Annotated in this window: 13 protein-coding genes; 9 read left to right on the top strand and 4 right to left on the bottom strand. The window is 57.9% G+C overall.

The window, feature by feature from the left end; genetic code table 11:
• Positions 1-273: 273 nt before the first annotated feature.
• The 5 genes from MWU53_RS01280 to MWU53_RS01260 all read left to right on the top strand — a co-directional run bounded on the left by MWU53_RS01280 (position 274) and on the right by MWU53_RS01260 (position 3,835).
• A complete protein-coding gene (locus MWU53_RS01280) occupies positions 274-684 on the top strand; it encodes an NUDIX hydrolase (RefSeq protein WP_247089582.1) in 411 nt (136 codons plus the stop codon).
• A gap of 88 nt (positions 685-772) precedes the next feature.
• A complete protein-coding gene (locus MWU53_RS01275; protein ID WP_247089580.1) occupies positions 773-1,255 on the top strand; it encodes a DUF1178 family protein in 483 nt (160 codons plus the stop codon).
• A 66-nt stretch (positions 1,256-1,321) separates the two neighbouring features.
• Positions 1,322-1,774, top strand: a complete 453-nt coding sequence (locus tag MWU53_RS01270) for a GNAT family N-acetyltransferase (protein WP_247089577.1) — start codon at positions 1,322-1,324, stop codon at positions 1,772-1,774.
• Between the two features lie 18 nt (positions 1,775-1,792).
• Complete coding sequence (locus MWU53_RS01265) at positions 1,793-2,488, top strand: hypothetical protein (RefSeq protein ID WP_247089575.1); 696 nt, start codon at positions 1,793-1,795, stop codon at positions 2,486-2,488.
• Between the two features lie 111 nt (positions 2,489-2,599).
• Positions 2,600-3,835, top strand: coding sequence for an aspartate kinase (locus MWU53_RS01260; RefSeq protein WP_247089573.1), 1,236 nt, complete (start codon positions 2,600-2,602; stop codon positions 3,833-3,835).
• A 120-nt stretch (positions 3,836-3,955) separates the two neighbouring features.
• Here MWU53_RS01260 and MWU53_RS01255 read toward each other — a convergent pair whose 3' ends face one another.
• Together MWU53_RS01255 and MWU53_RS01250 are read right to left on the bottom strand one after the other, a co-directional pair.
• A complete protein-coding gene (locus MWU53_RS01255; protein WP_247089571.1) occupies positions 3,956-4,486 on the bottom strand; it encodes a hypothetical protein in 531 nt (176 codons plus the stop codon).
• A 379-nt stretch (positions 4,487-4,865) separates the two neighbouring features.
• Positions 4,866-5,516, bottom strand: coding sequence for a TetR/AcrR family transcriptional regulator (locus MWU53_RS01250; RefSeq protein WP_247089569.1), 651 nt, complete (start codon positions 5,514-5,516; stop codon positions 4,866-4,868).
• Positions 5,517-5,609: 93 nt separating this feature from the next.
• Here MWU53_RS01250 and MWU53_RS01245 point away from each other — a divergent pair, with 93 nt between their 5' ends.
• Both MWU53_RS01245 and MWU53_RS01240 read left to right on the top strand, forming a co-directional pair.
• Entirely contained in the window at positions 5,610-6,317 is a 708-nt protein-coding gene (locus MWU53_RS01245) for an NAD(P)H-binding protein (protein WP_247089567.1), read from the top strand.
• A gap of 71 nt (positions 6,318-6,388) precedes the next feature.
• Positions 6,389-7,060 carry a hypothetical protein gene (locus tag MWU53_RS01240; RefSeq protein ID WP_247089565.1) on the top strand — a complete coding sequence of 224 codons (672 nt, stop codon included), beginning with the start codon at positions 6,389-6,391 and terminating at the stop codon, positions 7,058-7,060.
• On the opposite strand, the gene MWU53_RS01235 is transcribed toward MWU53_RS01240, so the two are convergent.
• Entirely contained in the window at positions 7,048-7,959 is a 912-nt protein-coding gene (locus MWU53_RS01235; protein ID WP_247089563.1) for a DMT family transporter, read from the bottom strand. The two genes, MWU53_RS01240 and MWU53_RS01235, sit on opposite strands and share 13 nt — an antisense overlap.
• Before the next feature lie 219 nt (positions 7,960-8,178).
• Between MWU53_RS01235 and MWU53_RS01230 the strand changes: the two genes are divergently transcribed.
• Positions 8,179-8,766 (top strand): hypothetical protein, encoded by a 588-nt coding sequence (locus tag MWU53_RS01230; protein ID WP_247089561.1) that lies wholly within the window; start codon positions 8,179-8,181, stop codon positions 8,764-8,766.
• A gap of 83 nt (positions 8,767-8,849) precedes the next feature.
• Here MWU53_RS01230 and cysK read toward each other — a convergent pair whose 3' ends face one another.
• On the bottom strand, positions 8,850-9,917 hold the full coding sequence (gene cysK / locus MWU53_RS01225; RefSeq protein ID WP_247089559.1) for a cysteine synthase A: 1,068 nt from the start codon (positions 9,915-9,917) through the stop codon (positions 8,850-8,852).
• Between the two features lie 363 nt (positions 9,918-10,280).
• On the opposite strand from cysK, the gene ptsP reads away from it, so the two are divergent.
• Positions 10,281-12,527 carry a phosphoenolpyruvate--protein phosphotransferase gene (gene ptsP, locus MWU53_RS01220; RefSeq protein ID WP_247089549.1) on the top strand — a complete coding sequence of 749 codons (2,247 nt, stop codon included), beginning with the start codon at positions 10,281-10,283 and terminating at the stop codon, positions 12,525-12,527.
• The last annotated feature ends 25 nt before the right edge of the window (positions 12,528-12,552 follow it).

Genomic DNA, 12,552 nt, shown 5'->3' with positions numbered 1-12,552 from the left:
TTTTCACACAACTTTTGAAGCGCCCCAACTGATGCTCGGGGCGCTTTTACGACCAATCCGTCGGAAACGCACCCGATTTAGGGGCGTCCGATCCATCACACACCAAATCAGCCAATTTCGCTTTATTTCGCCCTGAAACTGGCTATCTTCAATTAAGAGCAACAAAAACCGGGTAAGATGACCGGAGCCATGAGGAACAAAGGCAGCAAAAAGTTGACGATTGCGAAGGGCAAACAAAAGCCAATCCGGCTGTCACTTTCAGATAAAAGGTCCGTGCGCACACAGTTCGGCGCGCTGCCCTTCCGTATTCATGATGGCAAGGTCGAGTTCCTGTTGATTACCTCGCGCGGGACAGGGCGATGGATCATCCCCAAGGGCTGGCCGATGGACGGGGAAACCCCCGCCGGGGCGGCCGCGACAGAAGCCACTGAAGAGGCCGGTGTCGAAGGGCAGCTCTATCATCAGGTCTTGGGGTTCTACGCTTACGACAAGGGCTTCGCCGGTGAACGGCTGCCCTGCGTTGTGGCGGTATTTCCGCTGAAGGTGAAGAAGCAACTGAAAGCCTATCGGGAAAAGGGCGAACGCCGCCGCAAATGGGTCAGCCGCAAAAAAGCGGCGCAAATGGTGAGCGAGCCGGAACTGCGCCAGATCATCAAGGATTTCGACCCCAAAGTCCTACGCTGATTGTCAGCTGCTGCCGCCGGGGGCTTGCACAAGTCCCTGCCGAGTTTCATATAACTTAAAGACGACACCACTTGGACGCACGCGCCCCATGATCCGTTATGCCCTGAAATGCGATAAGGACCACCGGTTTGAAAGCTGGTTCCAGAACGCCAACGCCTTTGATGCGTTGACGGCGGCCGGTCATGTTGCATGCCCTGATTGCGGGTCAACCAACGTGGAAAAGTCCTTGATGGCCCCGAAGGTGCGCCCGGCGCGCAACGCTGTGGCGAAGCCCGCCCCAGCCGGGACATCCCCTGCGCCTGCTCCGACAGCCCCTGCTCCACACGTGGCCCCTCCGCCTGAAGTTCGGGCCGAGATCGAAGCCGAAATCGCCAAATTGCGTGCCAAGGTCGAAGCCGAAAGCGATTACGTCGGCGAGGATTTCGCCAAAGAAGCCCGCGCCATGCATCTGGGCGAAGCGCCTGAACGCGCGATCTATGGCGAGACCAAGCTGGAAGACGCAAAAGAGCTGATAGAGGATGGCGTGCCGGTGATGCCCCTGCCCTTCACACCGACGCGGAAGGTGAACTAAGGCGCCTTGAGATCGGGGGGCAATCGGCTAGGCTGTTGCCAACGCACCCCTATTCAGGACGACACCATGCCCGCTGAGATCACCATCCGCCCCATCCGTGCCGACGACAAACCCGCCTGGCGCGCGCTTTGGACGGCCTATCTGGAGTTCTACGAAACCAAACTGGACGACGCGGTCTATGACAGCTCGTTCGCCCGGATGCTGTCGGGTGGCCCCGGCGAGTTTCAAGGGCTGGTGGCGGAGCGGGACGGCGTCCTAGTCGGCCTGACCCACTTCCTGTTTCACCGCTCCATGTGGAGCGTCGAGAACACCTGCTACCTGATGGACCTCTATGTCGATCCGAGCCTGCGCGGGGGTGGCGTGGGCCGTAAGCTGATCGAAGCGGTGCACACAATTGCCAAGGACGAGGGCTGTTCAGGCACCTACTGGCTGACGCAAGAGTTCAACTACAAGGGCCGGATGCTCTACGATCAAGTCGCCACGCGGACACCGTTTATTAAGTACGCGAAGAAGGATTGAGCCGGCGCTGAGGACAGAATGCAGTTCATTGAACGATCCGTGCTGGGGGTGCGCAGCGCCGTCTGGACCCTCGAGAGCCCGCAAATGGGCTTTCGCGTTATGCTCTTTCCAATGATCCATGTGGCGCAACCTTCGTTCTATGCCGAGGTGTCAAAGCGATTGTCGCAGTGCGATATCATTCTATGCGAGGGTGTCAGTAGCAAGTTCAGCAAAAGGCTGGCCCAAGCCTATTTGCAGCTGACGCGAAATCCGCGACTGGGACTGGTCGCACAACACGAGATGGCACTTGATCACGTCAAAGAGCGGCTGGTCCTTGCGGATATTGAGGGCGCGCATTTTGATGAAAGCTGGGAAGACCTATCCTTCTTCAACCGGTTTGTTTTTCCTGTGGCTGCATATTTTTTCGGGCTTTACCTGCGGTTCTTTGGAACTCGCCGTCTTATGGCGCGCCAGATCAACAGCCAAATGCTGGAAAGCCGCGATGACCTTTTGAAAGACGACGATACCCAAGAACTAGACAACATTTTACTGGAGCATCGTGATCAACATTTGATCAGCGTCATCGACGATCAGATTGCCAAACTGGGTGATGCGAAACAGACCATCGGGATTGTCTATGGCGCCGCGCATATGCGCGCCGTTGCCCGCCATCTTGTCCGGAACCATGGATGCCGCACTCTGGATGGCGAGTGGATCACGGTATTTGATCTGTAGCCAACAATCACCACCCGGGGTCAAAGGGCCAACATGTCGCCCCATCCACACTTGCCCTTTCGCGCCCTCCTGCGTAAGAGAAGCCGGACGTAAAGGAAGGGATGGGGCAGCATGCCTATTCTGGTGATGAAATTCGGCGGCACATCGGTCGCCAATCTGGATCGGATCCACCGGGCCTCGAAGCGGGTCGCGCGTGAGGTGGCCAATGGCTATGACGTGATCGTCATCGTCTCGGCCATGTCGGGCAAGACCAACGAGCTGGTCGGCTGGGTCAACGAAACCTCACATCTGTATGATGCACGCGAATATGACGCGGTGGTCAGCTCGGGCGAGCAAGTGACCGCAGGTCTGATGGCGCTGCGCCTGCAGGAAATGGACGTGCCCGCACGCAGCTGGCAGGGCTGGCAGGTGCCGGTAAAAACCACCGGCGTACACTCGGCCGCGCGGATTGAAGAGATCCCGACCGACAACATCATGGCCAAGTTCGGCGAAGGCATGCGCGTCGCCGTTGTGGCGGGCTTCCAGGGCATCGCGGATGATGGCCGGGTCACCACGCTGGGTCGTGGCGGATCGGACACCACCGCTGTGGCTTTCGCCGCTGCCTTCGGGGCCGAGCGTTGCGACATCTATACCGACGTGGACGGCGTCTATACGACCGACCCGCGCATCTCGGACAAGGCGCGCAAGCTGGACAAGATCGCGTTCGAAGAAATGCTGGAACTGGCGTCGCTGGGCGCCAAGGTTCTGCAAACCCGCTCGGTCGAGCTGGCAATGCGCTATAAGGTGAAACTGCGGGTTCTGAGCAGTTTTGAAGAATATGACCCGGAAGCAGGCACGCTGGTCTGCGACGAGGAGGATATCGTGGAAAGCAATGTAGTTTCTGGCGTCGCATACAGCCGCGACGAAGCGAAAATGACTCTGATCTCGGTGGCAGACCGCCCCGGCATCGCATCGGCAATCTTCACCCCGCTGGCAGACGCCGGCGTGAACGTGGACATGATCGTGCAGAACATCTCGGAAGAAGGTCGCACCGACATGACCTTCTCGTGCCCTGTTGATCAGGTCGCGCGCGCGCAGAAGGCCATGACGGATGCCAAAGAGGCCGGCAACATCAACTTCCACGACATCGTGGCAGATCAGGATGTGGCCAAGGTCTCGATCGTGGGCATCGGCATGCGCTCGCAGGCCGGTATTGCAGCCAAGATGTTCCAAGTGTTGTCCAACGAAGGCATCAACATCAAGGTTATCACCACCTCCGAGATCAAGATCTCGGTCCTGATCGACCGCAAATACATGGAGCTGGCCGTGCAGGCGCTGCATGACGCGTTCGAGCTGGAGAAAGCGTAAGAGATACGGCCCTTAGGGTTGGAAATTGGAACGGCCTCGCAGAGATGCGGGGCCGTTTTTTTGGAATTGCTGCCTCGGCCTAGGCTGATCGATGCGGTGTAACGCAACAAAGTTTCCGTTCTACCAAGCTCCAGGCTGAACATATTGTGAGTTCGGCGTTTTACTGTCTTCGCTGTAAAATCTACAATAAGCCTTCCCGCGGAACTCGATATGCTGGCGGTCATAGATTTCCAAGAATGAGTCAGGTTCGGCTTGATCCGAGCTCAGTACTCCCAAACTGACAACACGATATGCATCAACAATTCTTTTTGACTGCAGGTATCGATTGCGATTGAATGGATCATCCTCGATTGCTAGGTGCCATATCCCTTCAACGCGTAGGTTGAAAAAGTAGATGAAGCCACCATCGCGTTCGTCGGAAGAAACAAAGGACGCCTCAAATACGTCTGGGCGTAAGAATCCGCTATTTGTTCCGATGCCCTGATAGTCAGATTGATATGCAAGTTCGTTTCTCAAAGCGTCTATGCAAGCGTCTTTGTGTGTCTGGCTGAAGCTTGGTTCGAAAAACCCTGAAAAGAAACCTTGGCTGTAAGCTGGCTGTGACATCACAAACATGGAAAACAGAGCAAAACCTCGCAAGTAACTTCGCATAATAGCAACCTCATTTATGTCCAATGAATACCAAGAATTATCCGTTTTAGTTGCAATGTCAAAGCAGAAATCCCCCTCCCGGAGAAGCCATCCAAAACGCCCAGAGTGTACGGCTTTCTTAGTTGCACGAGCACGTGTCAGCCGAGGATCCGCTGATCCCACGTGACCGCGATCCACAGGAGTCCGGTCGACATTTTCGTCGATCCCTCATCACAACCAACGCCGCGCTTAGTTCAAAACAAGCGTGCAGGCGCTGCCCATTCAACGCAAAATCTAGTGAGCGTTCAAACCTAACGTTTGATTCAGCATGACCGATGACAGGTCTGTCCCGCAAAGCTGACCACCGCAGTAGAGCGCGAAACAGCTTTGAACACTTCGCTTACTTCCCCTCCCCCTCCAACCCCGCAATAATCAGCTCCACTCCCTTAGCGAAGTTGTGCAACCCGTCATATTCGCGGGCGGCGACTTTTTCGGCCATGGCGCGCAGGTTGGGGTAGGTCTCGGCGGGGATCAGGTGCAGGTGCGCTTGGGTGACTTCGGCGTAGTCTTCGGGCGCGAAGGGGAAGTTTAGCTCCTGCAGCGTGAAGCCATAGATGTGGCTGTCCATCAGGTTCCAGGCGTGATCCGCGTCGATCAGGTCAAAGCCTGCGTTGATCATCACGGCCAGCGTCGCCTCGACATAGGCCAGCACGTTGGGGCCGGTATTGGGCAGCGACACCAACAGCTGGATCGTCCACGGATGGCGCTTGAATACGGCCCGAGCGTTGTGGGCGCGGGCGCGGAGTTCGTCTTGCCACGGCCCGTCCGGATTGGGCAGCGGGATCTGCGCGATGGCCCAATCGGCCATGCCCATCAGAAGCGCATCCTTGCCCGCGAAGTGGTTGTAGAGCGACATCGCCTCGACCCCCAGCGCGGCGGCCAGTTTGCGCATGGACAGCGAATCGGATCCGGCCTCGTCCGCTAATTTCACGGCCGCAGCCAAGATCGCGTCTCGCGTCAGCTTTGACGTTTTCTTTGATTTCCGAACCACTTGCGCCCTTTCTACTGCCCTCTCTTGATTTACTTACACTGTAAGCTTATATCAAGCTGCAAGTTAACTTACAGTGTAAGGTTAGGGCATAATATGAAACGCATCTGCATCGTCGGGATCTCGGGCAAGCTGGGACAATACATGCTGAAACAAGCGCTGGATCGCGGCTATCACGTGAATGGCGTGTGCCGGGAAAAGAGCGTGGGCAAACTGGACGCCATCATGGCCGAACATGGGGATCGCATCACACTTTTCCCCGGCAAGACCAATGACCGCGCGGTGATCCGGCAGGCCGTAATGGGTTGCGAGGGCGTACTGACCGTGCTGGCGCCGTGGGGCGTGCAGCAATATTCGTCAGGCACCGCTCAAGCCGTGATGGATTTCGCCAAACCAGACGCACGTCTGATCTTTTCCTGCGGGTGGCACATCACGTTGGACGGGAAGGATCAGTATTCGTGGACCTTCCGCACGCTGCTTGCGGTGGCGACGAAGCTTACCCGGTGGCTGCGCTTTGTCGAGATCGACGACCAAGTTCTGGCTTGCGATCTGATTTTCAAATCAGACACCAAGTGGACCGTGGTGCGTGGATCGGACCTTGAGGAAGGCAAGAGCCAAGGGCTCCCCGTCTGGTCCGAACATGTGCAGGACCCTGTGCTGGCCTCGAACAAGACCCGCCGGATCGACTTTGCGCTGTTCATGGTCGAGGCACTGCGAAACGACGCGCTGATCGGGAAGGCGCCTGCGATTTGCGGCGCGGGGACGGAAAGTGCGCGGGCGCAGGCGGATCAGATTCGTGCTTGATCCGCGCCACTTCTGCGCGAAACCTTGCGCCCTTATCGCCTAATGGCTACTGGTCTGGCATAAGAATCTATTTGGTATTTCCCGTAATTGTCGCTGTGATTTTGGCAGGCTTGATCTTTGCTCGCGACGTCATTCACGACCCAAAAACATCCCACGATCATGATATTGCGTTTCTTGTCGACGTTCATTTGGGAAACAGCGATCTCATGGCGAAGAGCGCCGAACTGGAATCTCAAGTTGCCGCGCGCATAGCCTCTGACATGAAAAAAGTCGGCGCGCGCGTCATTGATCAGCAACAGTTTCAGACGCTGCTGTTCGACGACTTCAAGGAACGCTATGAAGCAAGGTCGCGCATTTGGATTGAGGACCAATATTTAAAACATCTTAACGCGCGCGAAATAAAGGCCATTGCGGAATATGCAAGAAGTGATGAGGGGCGCGACCTTCTGGAAATGACGCAGCCGATTGAACAGAAGTCACCCGAAAATGTTGCAGCGTTCTTCGATGGCCCTGGTCGACCTATTGCTGACATCATACCCGAACTCAAAGCTGCCGCTGAAGCGTTCCTACAAGAACAACACCTCTTGATGACCGAGTATCTTTCGCTGGGCCGCGTCGCGGACATCGCTGAGATGCCCCATGTGGTTGCATTTGAAGACGAGAGTATGCGCGCGGTGGCGGTTGAAAAGATGCGCGCCCTTGATAACGGCGTAGATTATCAGTCGGCCTTTCAGCCGAATTGACGCCTTCCAAATACCCGCCCATCATTCACCGCGAACCCGACCGCGATGATGGCGAAGCCCACCCATGCTTCGGGGCCGATGCGTTCGCCAAGAAACAGTGCGCCAAGGGTGATGGCGAAGGGCGGGATCAGAAGGGTGACGAGCATCAGGTTTGCGGCCCCTGCCCGTGCGAGGATCGCGAAGTACAGCACATAGGCCAGCGCGGTGGAGAGGGCAGCGAGGCCCAAGAGCGCACCCCATGAGGTGACAGACAGGCTGAGTGACGGCGGGCCATCCACCATCCAGACCACAGGCGCCATGATCAACGTGCTCGCCGTCACCATGCCCAGCGCGTTCATCAAAGGGGGCTGGCCTGCCAGCATGACCCGGCCCCAGACGCTGGCAAACGCATAGGACAGTGCCGCACCCATGATTGCCAGCTGGGCGAGGTTGGCGGGGTTGAAGCCCGACACGGCCTCGGGGCCCATGATGACGCCGACACCGATCAGGCCCAGAACCGCCCCGCCAATCTTGCGAGCGGTGAGGGGTTCGTCGGCCAGCAGCACGCCCGCGACCACCGCGCCGAACATCGCCGTTGTGCCGTTCAGGATCGAGGCAAGGCCGCTTTCGATCTGCGTCTGCCCCCAGAAAATCAGCGAAAACGGGATCGCGTTGTTGAGCGCGCCCATGCCCAGATAGCCCAGCCAGACGCGCGGGCTGCGCGGGATAGGGATGCGCTTCATCGCCACGATCATGGCCAGAATGGGAATGGTCCAGACCACCCGATGTAGCGTGATGGTTAGCGGCGGCACCTCGCCCAGCGCAAGCTCGGCAAAGAAAAACGACCCGCCCCAGACGGCGGCCAGAGCGATCAGCATGATCCATGCAGTGCGGTCCATTTGGAGTGTGGGTTGGGGCATTGGGCGGGGTCCTTTGGTGTTGCCCCATAGGGATGGCGGGATCTGCCGCGAAGGCCAATCCGTTTCTTGTGGTTTCGAGACTAGCTACGAATGACATTCCAGCCACATACCTGAACTAGAAATCCACCCAAAGGAGACAACCTCTGGCCCGATGACCTGACCACACACTATTGATGCCGCGACTTCTAGAATCGTGCGTTGTTAAGAATGGGGTGTGAATTGAGCTGGCAGAATTCGACAATCACTGAGATCACGCAATCCTTCTCGGAACTTGGGTTCACCAAGCGTAGAAAGAACTTGGCTGTAAAAGAGCTGGGCGAGGGCAAGTTTCTATGTCTGAGCGTTGGCTCCTCTAAGATCAATCTCGGCCCCCTGATGGTTGACATCTATGCGAACTGTTATTGGCAAGAGGTCGAAAAACTTGTTGCCGTCGGGTTCGGATTGAAACAAGGATTCGCGTCATCTTTCACATCGGCGCGCATGCTCAATCAGGGTTACCGGTACACAATCGGAAGTAACGAAAGCAAAGCGTCGGTCATTTCGCAGATTCTGGAAGACGTGACAGCCATTCCGGAAACACAGCTTCTGGAGCTATGCGAAACACAGGCGATTATTGCAGGTATCGAAGTGGATATTTCCAACGGGATAGGCTATGCCGAACGGCTTGTAGCTATCGAGTGGATCACTCATGGCAAGGATGCTGCTGCGGCGCGTTTCGGAGAATGCCTTACGCTCATTCAAGACGAGTTCTACAAGTCGAGGCTGTCTGAGTTCTGGGAGCGAATATCGGTTTCGGATGTCAACTGATAGCAGGCTCAGGCGCGCCCCTCGCGCACAAACAAAAACAGCCCACCAATCCGGCGGGCTGTTCTTCGTTCACCGCTCTACGCTTACATCTGCCCATAAGGCGTCGAGCGTGAGATGTTGAGTTCCTCGTCACTCATCACCTCTTCGACGCCCTCAAAGAGCGGGGTCGAGAGGTAGCGTTCGCCGGTGTCGGGCAGCATGACCAGGATGTTGGCTCCCTCAGGAGCGGATTTCGCGGTCTCGATCGCGGTGGCGAAGGTGGCCCCGGCCGAGATGCCGACGAAGATGCCTTCCTCGGCAGCCAGACGTTGCGACCATTTAATGCCGTCCGGGCCGGGGACCGAGGTCAGCTCGTCATACAGCCCGTTGTCCAGCGCCTCTTGCAAGACATGGGGGATGAAGTCCGGGGTCCAGCCCTGAATGGGGTGCGGGTTGAAATCCGGATGGCCCTCGGTGGGCTGGTTTTGCTCGTTGCGGGTGTTCACGTAACCGGACGCGACAATCGCGGCGTTGGCGGGTTCGGTCAGGATGATCTTGGTGTCGGGGCGTTCTTTCTTCAGGACACGCCCGATGCCCGTCACGGTGCCGCCTGTGCCATAGCCGGTGACCAGATAGTCCAAACGCTCGCCATCGAAATCGGCAAGGATCTCGCGCGCAGTGGTGTTTTCGTGGATGTCGGCGTTGGCGTCGGTTTCAAACTGGCTGGCAAGGAACCAGCCGTTCTCTTCAGCCAGTTCTTTGGCTTTAGAATACATGCCAAAGCCCTTCAATTCCTTGGGCGTCAGCACCACTTTCGCGCCAAAGAAACGCATCAGCTTGCGCCGCTCGACCGAGAAGCTTTCGGCCATGGTCACCACCAACGGATAGCCCTTGGCGGCGCAGACCATGGCAAGACCGATGCCGGTATTGCCGGATGTGGCTTCAACCACCGTCTGGCCGGGCTTCAATGCGCCGCTGGCTTCGGCGGCTTCGATGATGTTCAGCGCAAGGCGGTCCTTGACGGATCCGGCCGGGTTGAAGGCCTCCATCTTCACAAAGATGTTCACGCCCTCGGGCGCGATACGATTTATGCGGATAACAGGCGTGTCGCCCACCGTATCCAGAATGCTGTCATAGCGCATGCCGCGCCCATTGGTCTGTCGGGGTGCCATGGAAAGGTCCTTTCGCAATACACGGGTTCATTATTCGTTGATCTTAAACCTAAGACGCAATCCGCGCAGTCAAAACCCGCCTTCGTGCAAAAAGACTGAAATTTACGTATCGCAATATGCCCCCAACGCATCGTCCCACAAATCGACAACCCGGCGCGTTTCTGTTCCGCACAATCAGTGGCCGGACAGCGCAAATTGCAGGCAAATTCACACGCAGGTCAAAACGCGCAGATTTTTGCTGATGTGAACGTAACGAGTTTCTGGCATAGGTGGCAGCGAGCCGCTAGGATAAGGCTTGATCAAACGGCGCGCGCCTCGGTCTCCGAGACTGCCAAGACGCCGTGGCAAACAGGGATTGGTAAGATGGCAGAAAGCCAGACAAGCGACAGCCGCAAGCTTTTGGTCAGCCTGCGCGAGACCCTTGCGGCAGCGTCCGAGGGGCAGGAACGGCTGGACCGTATTACCTCGTTGATTGCTGAAAGCCTTGGGGTCGAGGTGTGCTCGATCTATCTGTTCCGGGACGCCGAGACGCTTGAGCTTTGTGCAACTGAAGGCCTGAAGGCCGAAGCCGTGCACCAGACACGTCTGCGTGTGGGCGAAGGGCTTGTAGGGCGCGTGGCGCGCTCGGGCCAGGTGGTGAATACCGAGGATGCCCCGTCCGCACGTGGGTTCCGGTACATGCCGGAAACGGGGGAAGAGATTTACTCGAGCTTCCTGGGCGTGCCCATTCAGCGTCTGGGCGAAAAACTGGGCGTGCTGGTTATTCAGTCGAAAGAGGCCCGTGTCTTCTCGGCTGACGAAATTTACGGCATTGAAGTGGTCGCCATGGTGCTGGCCGAAATGACCGAGCTGGGCGCCTTCGTCGGCGAAGGCGAGGCCATGGGCGCGCTTCACCAGCGGCCTGTCACCTTCAAGGGCAGCATCGGCCAGGAAGGCGCGGCCGAGGGGCACGTTTGGCTGCATGAACCGCGTGTCGTTGTGACCAACCCGGTGGCGGATGATCCCGATGTCGAATTAAAGCGCATGCAAGATGCCGTTGATACGCTGCGCGTGTCTGTGGACGAGATGCTGGAAAACGCGCAGACAACCGACAAGGAACAAATGCAGGTTCTGGAAGCCTATCGGATGTTTGCCAACTCCAAGGGCTGGATGCGGCGTATGGCCGAAGATATTTCGCGCGGGCTATCTGCCGAAGCGGCGGTCGAGAAAGAGCAATCCGCCGCGCGCGCCCGAATGAGCCAAGTACCGGATGCTTACCTGCGTGAACGGCTGCATGATCTGGACGATCTGTCGAACCGCCTGCTGCGGATCCTGACCGGACAGGGCAAGGATACCGGGGCCGAGATGCCGGCAAACCCGATCCTGATCGCCACAAATATTGGGCCAGGCGAGCTCTTGGAATACGGGCGGGGCCTGAAGGGGATCGTGCTGGAAGAAGGCTCGGTCGCCAGTCACGCAGCTATCGTGGCGCGCGCCTTTGCAATCCCGCTGATCATTCAGGCGGGCCACATCGCGACCGAGGCCCTGAACGGCGACCACATCCTTGTGGATGGTGAAAACGGTGTGGTCCACCTGCGCCCCGAGGACACGATTATCTCGGCGTTCCGCGACAAGATGGCGATGGAGGCCACGAAGCAGGAACGCTACCAAAGCCTGCGCGACAAGCCCGCGATGGGCCTGTGCGGGACCGAGGTTAAACTGCATATGAATGCAGGCCTGATGGCCGACCTGCCCTCGCTGGAAAGCTCGGGGGCCTATGGCGTGGGCCTGTTCCGTACAGAGTTGCAGTTCCTGACCGTGGACCGGGTGCCGCGTCGGGGTGATCTGGCAGCGACATATGCCCGTGTTATGGACGCAGCCAAAGGCAAGCGCGTCACCTTCCGCACGCTCGATATCGGGTCGGACAAAGTGCTGCCCTATATGAACCCGCTGGACGAGCCGAACCCGGCTTTGGGGTGGCGCGCGATCCGCGTTGGGCTGGACAAGCCGGGCGTCATGCGAATGCAACTGCAGGCGCTTATCCGCGCCGCCGCGGGGCGTTGCCTGACCGTCATGTTTCCGTTCATCGCACAGCTGGACGAGTTCCGCGACGCCCGCGAAATGCTGCTGGCCGAGATCGAGCGCGAGCGCGCGCTGGGTCATATTCTACCCGAGAAGGTCGAGATCGGCGCGATGCTGGAGACGCCGTCGATGGTGTTTGCCCCGCAGCAGTTCTTCGAGATGGCCGACTTCATCTCAATCGGCGGCAATGATCTGAAGCAGTTCTTTTATGCGGCAGATCGGGAAAATGAACGGGTGCGGCGGCGGTACGACACGCTGAACGTGTCTTTCCTGAACCTGATTGAAGAGATTGTGACCCGCTGCGACGCGGCGCGTACGCCCTTGAGCTTCTGCGGCGAGGATGCAGGCCGGCCACTGGAAGCAGTGTGCTTTGCGGCGCTTGGGATGCGGCACCTGTCGATGCGACCAGCCTCGATCGGTCCAGTCAAAAGCTTGATAAGGCGCACTAATCTGGATGATTTGCGGGAAGTGATCGACACCACCCGCCTGTCTGGGGAACAATCCGTTCGACAAACTGTCAAGGCATGGCTCGCAGAAAACGCGGTGTGAGAAACAGTTCGTTTCGACTTGCCTC

This window comes from Aliiroseovarius sp. S1123 (genome assembly GCF_023015885.1).
Lineage (GTDB): Bacteria > Pseudomonadota > Alphaproteobacteria > Rhodobacterales > Rhodobacteraceae > Aliiroseovarius.
The sequence above is the reverse complement of the archived record's forward strand: the minus strand, read 5'-3'. Positions and strand labels throughout refer to the sequence as shown.